Source organism: Fictibacillus sp. S7 (assembly GCF_004127935.1).
GTDB lineage: Bacteria > Bacillota > Bacilli > Bacillales > Fictibacillaceae > Fictibacillus_C > Fictibacillus_C enclensis.
In genome coordinates this window covers 2,276,113-2,292,089 of record NZ_QJKL01000001.1, presented here as the reverse complement: position 1 = coordinate 2,292,089, position 15,977 = coordinate 2,276,113, and the positions used below count along the sequence as shown (strand labels likewise).

Below are 15,977 nucleotides of genomic sequence, written 5' to 3'. Positions count from 1 at the left end.
ACAATGGGAAACATTTTTGAAGGAAACTTAATCGGAACAGGACTAAAAGTAGGAGTCGTCGTAGGCCGGTTCAATGAATTTATTACAAACAAGCTGCTTGGGGGCGCACAGGACGCACTGAAACGTCATGGTGTGGAAGAAGAGAATGTGGACGTCGCGTGGGTTCCTGGTGCTTTTGAAATTCCTTTGATCGCCAAAAAAATGGCCGATTCCGGAAAGTACGACGCAGTGATCACGCTTGGAACAGTTATTCGCGGATCTACTCCCCACTTTGATTATGTTTGCAACGAAGCGGCAAAAGGTGTATCGGCAGCTTCACTTCAGTCAGGAATCCCGGTCATTTTTGGTGTTTTGACCACTGATTCCATCGAGCAGGCCATCGAACGTGCAGGAACGAAGGCTGGTAACAAGGGCTGGGAAGCGGCTGCTTCTGCCATTGAGATGGCCAACTTAAATCGCCAATTAAATTTTTAAGTATAGGAAGTCCGCCTCTAGCGGGCTTTTTATTTTTTGTGAATTGTTAGAAAATATACACTATTTTATATTGACACTTTAATTGAAATAGTGTTACTATTACTGAGGTCAAATGGAATTACAATTTATTGAAAGGATGGTTGTGTCATGAAAAAGACTATGATTGATTTACTGCATTTAACCAACGGCTCTTTTTCAATTTCATATGGTGACCGGCCATTCCGTAATAACGCATAATCTATAGACACACGGCCGCGCTTTTTCCTTTGTGACGTGACGTGTCTCTATTTTTAGCATATCGCCTCCCTGAGGCGGTATGCTTTTTTGCATTTGGGGTTCTATTCACCGTTCATATAAAGGAGAGATGCAAAGATGGGATTAGTAACAGTAGTGAGATTAAAGTGGCAGCTTCATTTGGGCTCAGGGTAGCTTTTGTATCAGAGGATTCAGGATGAGAGGAGTGAAACGATGTTTTCTGTTTTAAGCAAATTAGGATGGTTTTTTAAAGAGCACTGGAAACGCTATTCGATAGCGGTTGTTTTATTAATCGTGGTTGGCATTCTAGAGGTCATCCCCCCAAAGATCGTCGGAAATGCGATTGATGCCATTAACCTGGGCAACTTGACAAAAGAAACACTGATCCAAACGATTTTAGTGTATACCGGTTTATTGACCATTACCTATATTTTAACGTATTTCATGATGTATCAGTTGTTTGGCGGGGCATTTGTTGTGGAACGGATCCTCCGCTCCAAATTTATGAGACATCTTTTAAAAATGACTCCATCGTTTTATGAAAAAAATAAAACAGGAGATCTCATGGCCCGGGCAACCAACGATTTGAAGGCCATTTCAGTTACCGCAGGGTTCGGAATTCTCACCCTTGTGGACTCGAGTGCATTTATGCTGGTCATTTTGCTTACCATGGGGTTATTTATCAGCTGGGAACTGACACTCGCGGCAGTAATTCCCCTGCCTCTCATGGCCATTGCCATGAATCGGTACGGAAAGAAGGTTCATGAACGGTTTCTGCTGGCACAGGATGCGTTTGGAGACATGAATGATCAGGTGTTGGAGAGTATTTCGGGAGTGAGGGTAATCCGTGCTTACGTAAAAGAGCAGGAAGATATGGCCCGCTTCCAAACTCTCACGGATGATGTCTATGGAAAAAATATCGCTGTTGCCAAGGTGGATGCGTTGTTTGAGCCAACCATTAAAGTGCTGGTTGGGATCAGCTATTTGATTGGATTAGGATATGGCGCATACCTTGTTTTTCACAACACCATCACTCTTGGACAGCTTGTCTCCTTTAACGTTTACCTTGGAATGCTGATATGGCCGATGTTTGCTGTTGGCGAATTGATCAATGTCATGCAACGTGGAAATGCCTCTTTGGACCGGGTGAACGAAACACTTGCCTATGAACCGGATGTAAATAGCCATCCCCACCCGATAAAGCTGGATCAGCCAGGAACCATTCAATTCCACAATGTATCGTTTCGATATCCGTCATCAGAAAGAGATAATTTAAAAGAAATTCATGTAAGTGTTAAAACAGGCCAGACGCTTGGCATTGTCGGACGAACAGGAAGTGGAAAAACAACGCTGTTCAAGCAGCTTCTTCGTGAGTATCCGCTAGGAGAGGGAACCATTAGTATCTCGGAAATCGATCTGGCCCAGCTTGCCATAGAGGATATTCAGGGATGGATCGGCTACGTTCCGCAGGAAGCTACCCTTTTTTCAAAAACAATACGAGAGAATGTGCTGTTTGGGAATAGCCAGGGGACGGAGAAGGAGCTTCAGCATGCTCTTAAAATGGCAGCTTTTGATCAGGATGTGAAGTATTTGCCGCAAGGACTCAATACCCTGGTGGGGGAAAAGGGCGTCGCTTTGTCAGGTGGCCAAAAACAACGGGTTTCCATTGCCAGGGCCCTACTCATCGACCCCGAGATCCTGCTGCTGGATGATGCCCTTTCAGCAGTCGATGCAAAAACGGAAGCAGCCATCATCACAAACATAAGAAGAGAGAGAGCAGGGAAAACAACGTTGATTACAACCCATCGGTTATCAGCGGTGGAACACGCAGACTGGATCATCGTGATGAATGATGGGAAGATAGCCGAAGAAGGAACACATACCGAGCTTCTGGAGCAAGGCGGCTGGTACAGTGAACAGTATGAACGGCAAAAGGTCGAAGAACGTCTCGATGAAAGGGCGGTGTAAAAACGTGAAGCCTGGAAAACGATTATTTCAATACGCCTTGATTTATAAAAAAAGCTTTATAATTGGGCTTCTTCTGCTGGCTCTCGCGGTTTCCGCAGAGCTTACCGGTCCTTTTATAGCAAAACGGATGATAGATGTACACATTTTGGGCATAGAAAAGCCATGGTTTGAAACCAGGTCGGGTTCAAAAAACACGGTAGCTTTTCTAGGCAAGCAATATAAAAGGGAAGACCGGCTGCTGCCGGGTGAACGCAAGGGAAGGCAAGTCAGGATCACCCAGATCGGAAGAAGTTATTATTTCATTCCACAGCCTGCCAATATTAAAGGGGAGAAGAAATACAACAACCATAAAATTACCGTTTCAAATAAAGGTGTTACAAGAGAATACCCGGCAGTACTCATAAAAAACAAGGATCTTTTCAACTTCTACAAACCTGAGATTGGAGGACTCGTCAAACTGACCGGTTTTTATTTTGTTCTGCTATTGTTTGCGAGTATCTTTCAATATGGTCAGCATTATATGCTGCAAAGCTCGTCCAACCTTGTGATCAAAAAACTGCGTCAGGATGTTTTCTCGCAAATACAGCGGGTGCCGATTACGTACTTTGACAATCAGCCTGCTGGGAAAACAGTGTCACGGGTAACGAATGATACGGAAGCGATTAAAGAATTATTTGTAAATGTACTGTCGAACTTTTTTACTGGAACCATCTATATGGCGGGGATCTTCACAGCTCTCTTTATCCTGGATGCCCGTCTCGCCCTGATCACCATGGTTTTGGTTCCTATTCTCCTTGTATGGATCAAGCTGTACAGAAAAGTCGCTTCTAAGTATAACCATATTATCCGTTCCACCCTGAGTGATATAAATGGTATGGTCAATGAGTCCATTCAAGGGATGCCGATCATCCAGGCGTTCAAGCGGCAAAAAGAGACGGTTAAGGAATTTGAAGACATGAACAAAACGTATTATTCCTACCAGAACAAGCTGCTAAGCTTAAACGGCCTGACGTCCCATAATCTTGTAAGTGTTCTTAGGAACCTGGCGTTCGTAGCTCTGATCTGGTATTTCGGGGGGGCTTCTTTAAAGGCGGATGCCTTGATTTCCGTTGGTGTTCTGTATGCTTTTGTCGATTATTTAAACCGCTTGTTCCAGCCCATTACCGGGATGGTGAATCAGTTGGCACAGCTTGAACAGGCACTCGTGTCGGCAGAGCGCGTGTTTGTACTGCTCGACGAGCCAGGAATGGATGTGGAAGTGAAAAAGGCGCCGCGCTATGATGGGAATGTTTCCTTCAATGATGTAAGCTTCGCGTACATTGAGGGAGAAAATGTGCTCAACCATATTTCCTTTGAAGCAAAGCAAGGAGAAACCGTGGCGCTTGTCGGCCATACCGGATCTGGAAAAAGTTCCATCATGAACCTGCTGTTCCGTTTTTATGATATTAAGCAGGGAAAGATAATGATTGATAACAAAGATATCATGACGATGCCCAAGCAGGTTGTGCGTGAGCATATGGGCATTGTTCTGCAGGACCCGTTCTTGTTCAGCGGTACGATTGCTTCCAACATTAGTCTTGATGATCCTTCCATCACCAGGGAAAAGGTAGAAAAAGCGCTCACGGATGTAGGAGCCATGCCGTTTGTACAAAACCTTCCCGGCGGTCTGGATGAACCGGTTATCGAAAAGGGGAGCACCCTTTCTGCCGGGCAGCGCCAGCTTCTGTCTTTTGCCAGAGCACTCGCCTTTAATCCGGCCATTTTAATTTTGGATGAAGCCACAGCCAGCATTGATACTGAAACAGAAGCCATTATCCAAAGTGCGCTTGAAGTGCTCAAGCAAGGTAGAACGACCTTTATTATTGCCCATCGCTTGTCCACAATCAAAAATGCAGATCAGATTTTGGTCCTCGACCGCGGCAGAATTATGGAGCGGGGAACGCATCAGTCTCTGATGGAAGCGGGCGGACGTTATTATCAGATGTACCAAATACAGCAGGGGCAGCAGACAAGTAAAGCAGTATAATACAAAAGGGAGCCATTGAGGGCCCCCTTTTATTATATCTATTGTGCTGTTTTTTGTTCAGATGCTGCTTTTTCTGCTCCCATGATCTGTACTTCATGTTTCTGGACGGAAGTTTCATCATGTGCATTTGAAACGGATGAACCTCCCAAGGCTGTGGACATACCGCCGATCACGATTTTCTTTTTCCAATCAGGATGCATGCATACCCTCCTATTTAATGTGAAGAAAATCCGTTTTGAAAGCAATACCTGTTGTTAGAATATTTTAAACTATTTTACAACTTATATGACGAAAAAGCAAAAAAAGAACCCTCTGCGGGTTCTTTTACGACTTCATGATGGCATACTGCCCTCTGCTTGTTTTAAAGGTTATGATGCTTTGATCTGTATTGATTTCCTCAATGCCATCCAGCGGCACTTCGTACAGAACAGAAGGAAGCTCTGTTTTTTCGCCGTCCTCGGTACTGTAGGCCGTGCCATGAAGGAACATGACATTGTCTGCCATGTAGTCATCAACAGAATCCCGCTGTTCAAAGGTGGCTTTTTCCAGCTGAATGTTGATTTGATCCAAATCTTCATTTTCTTCTTTTCGAATGGTAATCTGATTTCCTGCCCACTCGTTTATTGTATTTTTAATATCAATGATTTTCATTTCACTCATTTGGGTCACCTCTCTAACAATGTACCCCTATTGCACAAGAATAAACCATTCGGATAGGAGAATGACTGGAAATGATGCGGACTGTAGCGGTCTTACTTTTCAGTCTGGATTTTCTGAATGACACCTTTGCCCCATGGCGCGACTTTTACTGCTACGGAGTATTCCTGTCCCGGTTCTTCAAACTTCTTTCCTGTATTTTCTTCGACATAAAAACGTTCCAGACCATATTCCAAATGAAGCATCCCAACCATTGAGGGGGTAGCCTTTGCTTTTAAGTAGACCTGGCTGCCTGAAACATCAGGAGAATGATTTGTTAATTTTTCAATGTGGTACTTCCCTTTTTCCGGAGCAAGAACCACATATACTGGTGTTGGCTCTTGAATAGGCTTTCCTTTCCAAAGGGAATCGGGAGCGTCACTGATTTCGTAATTCAAGGAAACATAGTCCCCGGAAAATACATCCGATGGGTCTACAGGCTTTGTTTTCAGATGGATCTCCTTGCCAAAATAATCAACTCCATAATAACTTCCGGCTATTCCGAGCAGAACGAGGACCTGAAGAATGATTAAACCAATCCACCATTTATTTTTTTTCATGTGGGGTCCCCCTTTCCTCTAACACATCTTTTTTCTTTTTCTGCAAAAAGAAGTACAGAGCAAACAGAAGGATTCCGCCAATCAGGAAGAATAGGGATTTCGGCATAAACGACCACGCCAAATTAATGTAAGCAATAAAGGTGACGAGCAAAAACAAAATGATGCCCCAATTGATCTGATATCGCTGTTCTGTCCGGTACCCTTCGGACAGCAGCAATCCGGGAAAAACGAAAGCAACGATTAAATACAGGATTCCCACCGCCAGATTTCCGGTAAAGGTGGACAGATAAAACCAGGGAATAAATAAAATGCCGCTTTTTAGTAATGCTGGCAAGGTACCTTTTTTCATTCTCGAATAAATAAGGAAAGCAGCTAAGAGAATAAAAATAAGTAAAAACCAAAGCGGCTCGGGATAATCAAAGGTATCCGATGGTGTATTCGTTAATGTAAAGTACAGCACCAGATTTATCCCAAATGCCGCTGCAGAAGCAAAAAACTTAAGGGAAGATCCAAGGCCTTGATCGAGCCATTCTGACAGGCTGTAAACACCGAGAAGAATAACGATCAGCCATAGCCAGTTTTCATCAAGGGTTCCTGCCAGGAAAACAAGATGCAAAATAAACCCGGCGGCAAAAAAGCGGGTATACAGACGGTTCTTTTCGTTCAGGGCGAACCAGCCCAATCCAAGTCCGAACAAAATCAGGAGCACATAGCTGTAGCTGGAGAACTCAGTCTGGGCGTAAATTTGCCCGCCGGTTAAAATGGCAAAGGTAAGAAAAAATAACAGCCTTCCATTAAGGAAGTACAGATAGATCAAGGCAGGCACGGACCAGATAATAAAGGTGCGTGCGTCATATGAAACAAAGTGGTACGTTTGGCCCAGCAGGATCAGAGATGCTCCAAAAGAGGCTATTCCAAGGCCAATACACGAATGTCCCAGAGCTTCCTTACCTTTTTGAAGAAATATATGGCCCAGCCCATAACTGGTACATAAAACGGCGATCAGCAATATCAGCCTGAAAGGAGGAGTAATGCCGCTCCAATTGGCTGCAATAAAGGACAAGATTCCGAGGGCGATCAGAATACTTGCGAAGATCGGTATAAGACCGATGCCCCGCTGTGAATGATTATCCTTATATTTTGCCACTATAAGACGGTATTGCTCTTCGCTGATAATATTTTCCGCTACCCATTTTTTTCCTTCTTTTTCTAACCATTGATCATTCAATGTTTCACCCCGCCTCTTTTTTATGGGAAAATTATACTTTTAAAAATGTAAATGCAATTGCTGATTTATGTAAGGCTGATTTTTCCTCTCCACTTTAACAGAGTAGGAGGGAAATTTCAGTACCTCACAAGAAGATATGCCAATTGATTTTAGAGAATGCAGCAAGGAAAGGAAAACCAAAGAAAACTCCACATAATTTGGAAAATGGGGCAGCGTATATCCTTATTTTATTGAAGCACAATAGATTTAAGGAGGTGATATCAATGGCAAACAACAACAGCTCAAACCAACTATTAGTTGCTGGTGCTCAACAAGCTCTTGATCAAATGAAGTACGAAATCGCTTCTGAATTTGGTGTTCAACTAGGTGCTGATACAACTGCTCGCGCTAACGGATCTGTAGGTGGAGAAATCACTAAACGTCTTGTAGCAATGGCTCAACAACAAATCAGCGGTTCAGCTCGATAACTCTATAATCATGGCTGTAAGGGGTGGAGCGATCCGCCCCTTTTTAATTAACTGCATTTGGAAAGAGGAATGTTTATGAGCATGTGTCCGGTCTGCAATCAATTACATACGGTCGTTTTCCATTGCCCGGACTGCGGCAATGCGGGCGAGGACCAGGGAAAGCTGAGCGATTATTTTGATGACTACAGTCCATATGTGGATTCCGATGGTCTGAAGCTCGAAAATGGATATCCGGCAGATTTTAAGGAGTCCCAGTGCCCACATGTTTATTATTGCAAAATATGCCGGCAGGAAATGGTTGTTTTTATATCTGAGTGGACATAAAAAAATCACCAGCCCGTTTTGAGCTGGTGATTTATTTAATAATACGAAGTCGCCGTTCGAGACGTTCACGGCTCCATTCAAGCAGGGTGGATAATCCCCAATATATAAGTGCGGCTTCCAAAAGAATCGGCAGAACAATCAAGCTGGATGCACTGCGCTGATCGGCAATAGAAGTAAGTTCAGGTACAGTAATGACAGATGCTAGTGATGAAGACTTGGCAACGTCAATCAGTGAGTTCCAGATGGACGGGATGGCAATGCGCCATGCCTGAGGCAGGATAACCTCACGGAACGTCTGATAGTAGTTCATGCCAAGTGAATAGGATGCCTCCCACTGGCCGTTAGGTATGGATTGAATCGCTCCGCGGTAGGACTCCGCAATATAAGCACTGAAATGAAGGATTAATCCGACAAGTGCTGCCTGCCATCCTTCAGGAGTGATCGCAAACGTAAATCCGTTATACCAAATCAATAATTGAATAAGAAGGGGAGTTCCCCTGAAAAAGGAAATATAGATTCTTGCAATGCGGGAAAGGACGCTGTTGCTCGACATTCTGCATAATGCGATGACCAGCCCAAAAATTAATGAGCCGATAATGGACCCCAGACTAAGGAGAACGGTGATTTTGGCTCCCTCCAGTAAAAACGGGAGGGAGTCCACCATGTACTGGAGAGAACTACTCACTTACGTCTGCTCCGAAGTACTTTTTGGAAAGCTTGGAAAGCGTGCCGTCCTTCTTCATGTCAGCAAGAGCCTTATCCACTTTTTTCGCTAAGTCTTTATTATCTTTCTTGAAGGCAAAGGCCATTTTATTCTCATTGAATGGTTTGCCCACTGCTTTTACATTATATTTTGTGTTTTTCAGTTCTGTTAAAATGAACAGTTCATCATTCAAAGCCGCATCCACACGGTTAACGTCAAGATCGGACAGTACTTGTGCAATGCCTTTGTAATATTTAACCTTTGCGCCGGCCTTTTCAGCTTCCATGGCATAGTTGCTTCCTTGAGTGGTTCCGACCACCTTGCCTTTAAGATCTTTTATGCTTTTAATGTCTTTGTTACTTTTATTTACAATAACTTTCCCGCCAGAAACGGTGTAAGGAGTGGAGAAGGCATATTGTTTCTCACGTTCAGGTGTAATCGTTACCTGGTTGGCTACCATATCAAAACGGCTCCCAAGTGAAGTGAACATGTTCTTCCATTCTGTCGGTACGATTTTCGGCTTCATATCAAGGCGCTTCGCAACTTCTTTTGCTACCTCCACATCATAGCCGGTTACTTCGTTTGTTTTCTTGTCACGATAGGAGAAGGGAGGGTATGTAGCTTCCGTTCCGATCGTCAGTTCTTTTTTCTTTGATCCGTTGTCGCCGTCATTATTGCCGCAAGCGGACAAAATTCCTGCAAGCATGACGGAAACCATGAGGATCGCCCATAGTTTTTTCATGTGTGTGTACCTCCATAATATATCCATAAATGGATGATTTTTTAAGGTTAAATCCGATAAAACTCATCAGAATTCCTTAGTCATTTAATCAGTAAATGAAGGAATTGTCAATGATAAAACATTATTCCCTAATCAACCTTGTTTTTCACATGATTTGACAAAAAAAAATAAAAAATCTCCATCAAGGAGAAGGCAAGCCTTCTTCCTGATGGAGATTCCGATGTCCTTGCTGTTTTTTAACTTAGTGGATGCGTTGTTCTGAGTCGTTGTCAAAGAAATGAGCTTTGTTCATATCAAGAGCAAGGTCAATATTCTGGCCGTTTCGTACATCCGTACGGGAGTCCACACGGGCGATGAAGTCCTGGCCGGCAATTGTGGAGTATAGGAAAGTTTCCGCTCCCATAAGCTCCGCTACGTCGATGCGGGCGTTAATTTTGGTGTTGGCAGAAGACTCAATGAATACTGGCTCATCATGAAGATCTTCCGGACGAATGCCAAGTGTTACTTCCTTATTAAGGTAGCCATGGTCACGAAGGGTTTTCATTTTTCCTCCTGGAATCGCCACGCGGATATCATTGTTGATTACAAAATATCCGTCTTCTACTTTTCCGCTGATAAAGTTCATGGCCGGGCTTCCGATAAATCCGCCGACAAACATGTTTTCAGGTGTATCGTATACTTCCTTAGGTGAACCAACCTGTTGGATGTGTCCGTCCTTCATAACAACGATTCTTGTAGCCATCGTCATGGCCTCAGTCTGGTCATGCGTTACATAGATGGTTGTTGTTTGCAGGCGCTGGTGAAGCTTGGTGATCTCAGCGCGCATCTGTACACGAAGTTTGGCATCAAGGTTGGATAAAGGTTCATCCATCAAGAAAACCTGTGCATCACGAACAATTGCACGTCCAAGCGCCACCCTTTGGCGCTGACCGCCGGAAAGTGCTTTAGGTTTACGATCAAGGTATTGTTCAAGGCCGAGGATTCGGGCCGCTTCTTTTACGCGTTTTTCAATTTCTTCTTTGCTGAATTTACGGAGCTTTAGGCCGAACGCCATGTTGTCATATACATTCATATGCGGGTAAAGGGCATAGTTTTGGAAAACCATGGCAATGTCACGGTCTTTTGGTGCGACATCGTTTACCACGCGGTCTCCAATGACAAGTTCTCCTTCTGAAATATCTTCAAGGCCGGCAATCATACGAAGGGTTGTGGATTTACCACAGCCGGATGGGCCAACAAATACAATAAATTCTTTGTCCTTAATATCAAGGTTAAAGTCATGTACTGCCGTTACTTTATTGTCGTAGCGTTTTACGATTTTTTGTAGTTTAATTCCTGCCATTGTATTTCCTCCTTGGTTTTGCAAAAGAACGACCTTTGCTGATTGCCTTAATTGTAGCGAATGTAAGGGCTTTCGTATATTGGAGGCATGTCCGAAATTTTCAGTCAATTTTTTGTGCATTGTGCACAAAACGATCTAACATATCGTTGTTTCACGGCTGATCAGCGCATGGTAAACAGCGACCGCCTGTTTAAACTGTTTCACATCTATTCCTGTTTTTTCGATGAACTTGTCTACACGGTATTGCAGGCTGTTTCGGTGAATATACAATTTTTTTGCTGCCATGGACAGGTTCATATTGCATTCGAGGAAAATTTTAATACTGTGAATCAGATCACGGTCTTTAAATAATTCATCCGGTATGAGATTGGAAATGAATTGACTGGCAGACTTGTCCAGATGAAGAAGAAGCAGGTAGGGAATCAAGTCCTCCCGGCAATATACTTCCTGGGGAGGGAGAAAAGGCCGGATGGAGGAAAACATTTCCCGTTCAATTCTGAACTGTTCTGCTCCCTCTGCATAGCTATCCATCCACCTGCCGATAAACAAATCGAGATCGGTATAAAAGTCAGCTGTGAGGACCGACTTAACCTGATCATACGGCAGCTCTTCCGTTTCATTGGTTTTGGGCTCGATCAGCACTCCGTGATGACCGGACATAAAAAGCACAGTCACTTCATCGGGAAAAATGCCGGAGACAGCTTCGAGAAAGGCATCTTGGTCACTGAGATCGTTTTTTAAGAAAAAATGAATGAACCGGAAACGGACCTGCGGGTGTTCGCCCTGAAGGTCGCCAGAAATAACGTTCTTCCAAAAAATCTGCTGCTCCGAAAGACGAGTATCCGTTTCTGCCTCTGTAAACAGCGAATGCAGCAAATCCAATTCACTGGAAGTAATTGCCGTTTTGGCTATGCCGAACGTAACACCTGCCTGATCTGCAAACCAGTAATACTGTTCCGGATGGTCGGCGGTATGTAAGGAAAAATGGTTGCCGTAATGTTGTTGAAGTTTAGATAGCATGCCAAAAACTCCTTTTCATGTTCTCACCCTAGTATACCAGTGCAAACAGTGTTCTAACAAAAAGAAGGGAGAAGGACAGGTTTTATTGGGCATGAATCAACGGTTTGGAAAGAAACGCTTGTTCAGCAAGGTGAATTCCATACTCTAGAGAAAGTCTCCGCGTTAAATAGTCTTCTTTTCGGAACAAGGAATGAGAAAGAAGACTTCTGCCCGGCCTTGAATTTGCTTCGATTAGCCATATACGCCCCTGCTTGTCGATTCCCATGTCAAATCCGATTTCTCCTATGAGTCCGTCTGTTTTGGCATCAATTTGTTTGCTGATTTTAAGAGCTGCCTGCTTCAGTTTTATGAGCAATTGAGATGGCATTCCTGCCAGCTCCAGTGCATTTTCTGGACGTCGTGCTTCGCCTCCATAGGACAGGTGGGTGGTTAGCGCCTGGGATCCGGCGACCTTTGCGGCAATTGCACTGATCACCCACTGGCCATGACGGTTTTTATTGGAATGTATTCTGAAATCGACAGGCGACTGTCCGATGGTGATCAAGTCAATTCCTTGCTGTACAAGGACCTTTTCTTTTTGAGAAACAAGCTTTCGCGAATGAAGAAGATCGGATAAACGACCAAAATTCATGGATTGAAGTCGGGGACCATCCTGAAATCTGCAGATGTAATTTCCGTTTTTTAACTTACTGACTGTGGAAATGCCACGGCCAAAACTGCCGCCTGCGGGCTTGAAGAAAATAACAGGATAAGTGTTCAACATTCGCTCGATTTCATAGACATCTGCATCGATGAAAGTTTCGGGCAGATAGTGCCCAGTTTCACTGTCCCCGGACATCATCTGGGAAATTTCCTGTTTGTTGAAAAAGGAAGGATTGAACACGGGAATTTTCCACTCGTTTTGAAAAAGGTGAAGCGCTTTTTGAATTGAGGGACTGTTTTCGGTTTTGCGCGTTGGAATCTGGTTGTAGATTACAGAAGGAAGCGGAACGCTGTGCGTGGTCCAACGTGTTCCATCGTGAAAGTAACCATAGACGATACTGTTTTTTAAATCAATCTGCTTTGGGCCAAACAGAAAATAGTAGGAACCGACAGGCCTGGCAGCAGAAAGCAGCTTAGCAAAAAAGGAGGAACGCTCCCCGGCAGGGCGTGAAGATGAGAAACCGACATGGGATGTGAAAATACCAGCCAAAGGACCGATTTCGAGCGATGAGCCGTGAATATGTATATGAACCCTTGAAGCAAATGGAATCTGCAGGGCAGTCCAAAGGGGTGAAGAAAGACGAAGCTCATCCCTGGCATGTGCGATTGCGGTGCATGTCACAGTGCTTGAACCGAAGGACAGAGTAACCGGCTTACCTGTATCCAAAAGCAGCCATTCGGGGATGAAAAGTACAGCCTTTTCCGTCTTGTAGGGATAAAGAGGAAGAATCGTCATTTCTTTCGCTCCTTGTTTATCATTTTAAAAGGGCATTCCCGTTTGATTAGGCCGATGCCCATATCGTATACTATGAAAGCAGCACGAAAATAGTGTTTAAACTAGGAGATTAACAATGGATACATGGATAAAAATAGTGTTTTTGGTTGTGATGGGGGCGTTAATTGGCGGATTAACCAATCTGATCGCCATCCGGATGCTGTTCCGTCCTTATAAACCTTGGAAAATTGGAAAGTATCAAGTGCCCTTTACCCCGGGGCTGATTCCCAAGCGGAGGCATGAGTTGGCCATAAAGATGGGGGAAACCGTCAAGAACCATCTGTTAACTGCTGAAGGGATTCAGAGTAAAGTCACGGATCCAGCTTTTATAGATGAAATTACTTCCCTTGTAAAAACCGAAGCAAGGGGGGTTCTTGAGAGTGATATTACGCTTCAGCGATTTTTGGCGGAACAGTTGAATGTTTCAAATGCGGAGGCTGTCATTTCTGAAAAAGCAAAATCCTTTGTTCAGGACAAGCTGAATGCCATCCTGGATGAGGTAAAGGAGCAGACAATAAGCGAGCTCCTTCCTTCAAGTATGACGGCTGCGGTCGACCGAAAAATCGGGGGAGCTGCCCAATTTATCGTCGATAAAGGTATCGCCTTTCTTCAAAGCAAAGATGGTAAAGAAACCCTATCCAAGGGCATTGATGCTTTCTTGGCAGAAAGAGGCATGCTGTTGAACATGCTTTCGATGTTTTTTGGTAATGTAAAAATGGTAGATAAGCTTCAGCCAGAAATGATCAAGCTGTTAAAACAGCCACAAACGAAGGAAACCATTGAAAAGTTAATCCGGCAGGAGTGGGAGGCAGCTCAGCAGCAGAAGGCAGGAAAGCTTCAGGACATAATGAATGCCGAAACCTGGATCGAACCAGGAGCTTCCCAAATTGTTTCGCAGCTTCCGATTACCAACCTTTTGCATCAACCGCTCAATGGCATCCCGGATCAGTACAAGGAAGCCATTCTGGAACGTTTCATTCCAAGAATTGTGGACCTATTCATGAAATCGTTAAACGACCGTTTAGCCATGATTTTGGATAAACTGCAGATTGCAAAAATTGTGGAGGAACAGGTAGAAACGTTTTCGCTTGAACGGCTGGAGCAAATCATTATTGATGTAGCCAAAAAAGAACTCACCATGATCACCTGGCTCGGTGCATTGCTCGGAGGAATCATCGCCGTGTTCCAGGCTTTGATTTTGATGTTCCTCTAAGGTTTGTTATAGTGGTAGAGACATTTAGAGTCTGAGGAGGAAAACAAATTATGTCTAATCTTTATGATTTAGCGTACGATCTTGAAAACGCCTTGCGCAACAGCGAGGATTTTCAAACCTTGAAGGATAGCTATGCGAAGGTAAATGCGGATCCGGAAGCCAAAAAAATGTTTGACGAGTTCCGCACGATTCAAATGGGCCTTCAGCAAAAGCAAATGTCCGGCGAGCAGATCACACAGGAGGAAGTGGAAAAGGCACAGGCTTTATTCCAGTCAGTGCAGCAAAACGAGGTCATCAGCACATTGATGAACACTGAGCAGCGCATGAGCGTAACCATCTCTGATCTGAACAAAATCATTACAAAGCCGCTTGAAGAGCTTTATGGACCGATGGCGGACGAAAAGCAGCAATAAGTGTCTATGAGAAAAAACGTCTTTCTGCATCCTGCTGAAAGGCGTTTTTTGGTATGAACAGTGAGAATTGCACGTTTTCAAGAACAATTGCACGAAATCAAATTAATTGCGAACGCGATAAATCACCATGGAGGGGCTCCATGTTCTATCTCGGCTTCATTCGGAATATAGTTTGACAGAGAGAGTCTATCTTTCAGTCAGAGGGGGGATTGCCTTGATTTACCGAATGCTGGTTCTGGACATCGATGGGACCCTGTTGAGAAGCAACTTTCGCATGGATAAGGAAACAAGGGAAGCGATCGATTATGTAAGAAAAAAAGGGGTTTATGTTACGCTTGCTTCCGGCCGCAACTTTCCTTCAACCAAAAAAGTCGCCAAGGCTCTCAAGCTGGATGGTTATCTGATCAGCCAAAATGGCGGTTTTATTGCAGCCAATCAGGATGAACCTTTTTTTGAATCACATATTTCCAGAGAAGATACAAACAAGATGGTTTCCATACTTGAAAATTACAATTGCCATATTCGGCTGGTTCATGAGCGCTTCTCTGTGGGGAACCAGGTCCATCAGAAAAATCAGCTCGTTGCCAGACTGACCCTCGGAGCAGGGGATCCGTTGTTTTATCCTGTAACCTTTACAGAAAACTTAAGTCATCATGTTCTTGAAAAGGAAATCACACCTTCCAAGATTGATGTGCAATTTTTTGAAGAAAGAGAACGCCGATCCGCAGAACAACATTTGAAAAACCACTTTGCCAATTTTGAATACACCTCCTCCACTAAATGCAATTTCGAGATAACATCTCCAAATGTGACTAAAGCCAATGCCTTAAGGATGCTTGGATTAAAGCTTGATATAGCTCCTGAAGAAATGGTGGCGGTGGGTGATTCGCATAATGACCGTGAAATGATTGAGATGGCTGGTCTTGGGGTAGCCATGGGGAATGCGCCGGATGATGTCAAACACGCCGCCAGCTGGATTACACGCACCAATGACCAGCTGGGAGTTCCTTATATGATTAAAGAAGTATTCAGAAAGCAGTTGAGAGTAGGGTTATACTAACCAGAAAGC

The 15,977-nt window shown here is 44.0% G+C and carries 17 protein-coding genes; 8 read left to right on the top strand and 9 right to left on the bottom strand.

Going from position 1 to position 15,977, the window contains the following annotated elements; all coding sequences use genetic code 11:
- The first annotated feature begins 3 nt into the window (after positions 1 to 3).
- The 3 genes from ribH to DMO16_RS11710 all read left to right on the top strand — a co-directional run bounded on the left by ribH (position 4) and on the right by DMO16_RS11710 (position 4,723).
- Entirely contained in the window at positions 4 to 474 is a 471-nt protein-coding gene (gene ribH, locus DMO16_RS11720) for a 6,7-dimethyl-8-ribityllumazine synthase (protein ID WP_129477599.1), read from the top strand.
- 468 nt (positions 475 to 942) lie between these two features.
- On the top strand, positions 943 to 2,697 hold the full coding sequence (locus DMO16_RS11715; RefSeq protein WP_129477596.1) for an ABC transporter ATP-binding protein: 1,755 nt from the start codon (positions 943 to 945) through the stop codon (positions 2,695 to 2,697).
- A gap of 4 nt (positions 2,698 to 2,701) precedes the next feature.
- Positions 2,702 to 4,723, top strand: a complete 2,022-nt coding sequence (locus DMO16_RS11710; RefSeq protein WP_129477594.1) for an ABC transporter ATP-binding protein — start codon at positions 2,702 to 2,704, stop codon at positions 4,721 to 4,723.
- A 38-nt stretch (positions 4,724 to 4,761) separates the two neighbouring features.
- On the opposite strand, the gene DMO16_RS24290 is transcribed toward DMO16_RS11710, so the two are convergent.
- From DMO16_RS24290 to DMO16_RS11695, 4 genes are all read right to left on the bottom strand, one after another.
- On the bottom strand, positions 4,762 to 4,923 hold the full coding sequence (locus tag DMO16_RS24290) for a hypothetical protein (protein WP_156412538.1): 162 nt from the start codon (positions 4,921 to 4,923) through the stop codon (positions 4,762 to 4,764).
- A 124-nt stretch (positions 4,924 to 5,047) separates the two neighbouring features.
- A complete protein-coding gene (locus tag DMO16_RS11705) occupies positions 5,048 to 5,383 on the bottom strand; it encodes a hypothetical protein (RefSeq protein WP_129477592.1) in 336 nt (111 codons plus the stop codon).
- Positions 5,384 to 5,475: 92 nt separating this feature from the next.
- Entirely contained in the window at positions 5,476 to 5,979 is a 504-nt protein-coding gene (locus tag DMO16_RS11700) for a GDYXXLXY domain-containing protein (RefSeq protein WP_129477590.1), read from the bottom strand.
- On the bottom strand, positions 5,966 to 7,207 hold the full coding sequence (locus DMO16_RS11695; protein ID WP_164988909.1) for a DUF2157 domain-containing protein: 1,242 nt from the start codon (positions 7,205 to 7,207) through the stop codon (positions 5,966 to 5,968). The genes DMO16_RS11700 and DMO16_RS11695 overlap by 14 nt, the downstream gene beginning before the upstream one ends.
- A 263-nt stretch (positions 7,208 to 7,470) precedes the next feature.
- Here DMO16_RS11695 and DMO16_RS11690 point away from each other — a divergent pair, with 263 nt between their 5' ends.
- Together DMO16_RS11690 and DMO16_RS11685 are read left to right on the top strand one after the other, a co-directional pair.
- Positions 7,471 to 7,674 carry an alpha/beta-type small acid-soluble spore protein gene (locus tag DMO16_RS11690; RefSeq protein ID WP_061971370.1) on the top strand — a complete coding sequence of 68 codons (204 nt, stop codon included), beginning with the start codon at positions 7,471 to 7,473 and terminating at the stop codon, positions 7,672 to 7,674.
- Positions 7,675 to 7,749: 75 nt separating this feature from the next.
- Positions 7,750 to 7,998, top strand: coding sequence for a hypothetical protein (locus DMO16_RS11685; protein ID WP_061967175.1), 249 nt, complete (start codon positions 7,750 to 7,752; stop codon positions 7,996 to 7,998).
- 31 nt (positions 7,999 to 8,029) lie between these two features.
- Here DMO16_RS11685 and DMO16_RS11680 read toward each other — a convergent pair whose 3' ends face one another.
- The 5 genes from DMO16_RS11680 to DMO16_RS11660 all read right to left on the bottom strand — a co-directional run bounded on the left by DMO16_RS11680 (position 8,030) and on the right by DMO16_RS11660 (position 13,243).
- Positions 8,030 to 8,683 (bottom strand): amino acid ABC transporter permease, encoded by a 654-nt coding sequence (locus DMO16_RS11680; RefSeq protein WP_205728262.1) that lies wholly within the window; start codon positions 8,681 to 8,683, stop codon positions 8,030 to 8,032.
- Positions 8,676 to 9,443: a transporter substrate-binding domain-containing protein gene (locus tag DMO16_RS11675; protein WP_061967179.1), complete on the bottom strand. Its 768-nt coding sequence runs from the start codon at positions 9,441 to 9,443 to the stop codon at positions 8,676 to 8,678. Before DMO16_RS11675 ends, DMO16_RS11680 begins: the two co-directional genes overlap by 8 nt.
- 241 nt (positions 9,444 to 9,684) lie before the next feature.
- On the bottom strand, positions 9,685 to 10,785 hold the full coding sequence (locus tag DMO16_RS11670; protein ID WP_061967182.1) for an ABC transporter ATP-binding protein: 1,101 nt from the start codon (positions 10,783 to 10,785) through the stop codon (positions 9,685 to 9,687).
- A 135-nt stretch (positions 10,786 to 10,920) separates the two neighbouring features.
- On the bottom strand, positions 10,921 to 11,805 hold the full coding sequence (locus tag DMO16_RS11665) for a PucR family transcriptional regulator (protein ID WP_129477586.1): 885 nt from the start codon (positions 11,803 to 11,805) through the stop codon (positions 10,921 to 10,923).
- 82 nt (positions 11,806 to 11,887) lie between these two features.
- Positions 11,888 to 13,243 carry a YheC/YheD family protein gene (locus DMO16_RS11660; protein ID WP_129477584.1) on the bottom strand — a complete coding sequence of 452 codons (1,356 nt, stop codon included), beginning with the start codon at positions 13,241 to 13,243 and terminating at the stop codon, positions 11,888 to 11,890.
- A gap of 115 nt (positions 13,244 to 13,358) precedes the next feature.
- Here DMO16_RS11660 and DMO16_RS11655 point away from each other — a divergent pair, with 115 nt between their 5' ends.
- From DMO16_RS11655 to DMO16_RS11645, 3 genes are all read left to right on the top strand, one after another.
- Positions 13,359 to 14,495, top strand: a complete 1,137-nt coding sequence (locus DMO16_RS11655) for a DUF445 domain-containing protein (protein ID WP_129477582.1) — start codon at positions 13,359 to 13,361, stop codon at positions 14,493 to 14,495.
- A 50-nt stretch (positions 14,496 to 14,545) separates the two neighbouring features.
- Positions 14,546 to 14,908, top strand: coding sequence for a YlbF family regulator (locus tag DMO16_RS11650; RefSeq protein WP_061967192.1), 363 nt, complete (start codon positions 14,546 to 14,548; stop codon positions 14,906 to 14,908).
- Positions 14,909 to 15,122: 214 nt separating this feature from the next.
- Positions 15,123 to 15,968 carry a Cof-type HAD-IIB family hydrolase gene (locus DMO16_RS11645; protein ID WP_061967194.1) on the top strand — a complete coding sequence of 282 codons (846 nt, stop codon included), beginning with the start codon at positions 15,123 to 15,125 and terminating at the stop codon, positions 15,966 to 15,968.
- Positions 15,969 to 15,977 lie beyond the last annotated feature (9 nt).

Excerpts from the sequence above, each read along its gene's own strand:
- ribH (WP_129477599.1), top strand. The coding sequence starts at position 4 with ATGGGAAACATTTTTGAAGGAAACTTAATCGGAACAGGACTAAAAGTA.
- DMO16_RS11715 (WP_129477596.1), top strand. The coding sequence starts at position 943 with ATGTTTTCTGTTTTAAGCAAATTAGGATGGTTTTTTAAAGAGCACTGG.
- DMO16_RS24290 (WP_156412538.1), bottom strand. The coding sequence starts at position 4,923 with ATGCATCCTGATTGGAAAAAGAAAATCGTGATCGGCGGTATGTCCACA.
- DMO16_RS11705 (WP_129477592.1), bottom strand. The coding sequence starts at position 5,383 with ATGAGTGAAATGAAAATCATTGATATTAAAAATACAATAAACGAGTGG.
- DMO16_RS11700 (WP_129477590.1), bottom strand. The coding sequence starts at position 5,979 with ATGAAAAAAAATAAATGGTGGATTGGTTTAATCATTCTTCAGGTCCTC.
- DMO16_RS11690 (WP_061971370.1), top strand. The coding sequence starts at position 7,471 with ATGGCAAACAACAACAGCTCAAACCAACTATTAGTTGCTGGTGCTCAA.
- DMO16_RS11685 (WP_061967175.1), top strand. The coding sequence starts at position 7,750 with ATGAGCATGTGTCCGGTCTGCAATCAATTACATACGGTCGTTTTCCAT.
- DMO16_RS11675 (WP_061967179.1), bottom strand. The coding sequence starts at position 9,443 with ATGAAAAAACTATGGGCGATCCTCATGGTTTCCGTCATGCTTGCAGGA.
- DMO16_RS11670 (WP_061967182.1), bottom strand. The coding sequence starts at position 10,785 with ATGGCAGGAATTAAACTACAAAAAATCGTAAAACGCTACGACAATAAA.
- DMO16_RS11665 (WP_129477586.1), bottom strand. The coding sequence starts at position 11,805 with ATGCTATCTAAACTTCAACAACATTACGGCAACCATTTTTCCTTACAT.
- DMO16_RS11660 (WP_129477584.1), bottom strand. The coding sequence starts at position 13,243 with ATGACGATTCTTCCTCTTTATCCCTACAAGACGGAAAAGGCTGTACTT.
- DMO16_RS11655 (WP_129477582.1), top strand. The coding sequence starts at position 13,359 with ATGGATACATGGATAAAAATAGTGTTTTTGGTTGTGATGGGGGCGTTA.
- DMO16_RS11650 (WP_061967192.1), top strand. The coding sequence starts at position 14,546 with ATGTCTAATCTTTATGATTTAGCGTACGATCTTGAAAACGCCTTGCGC.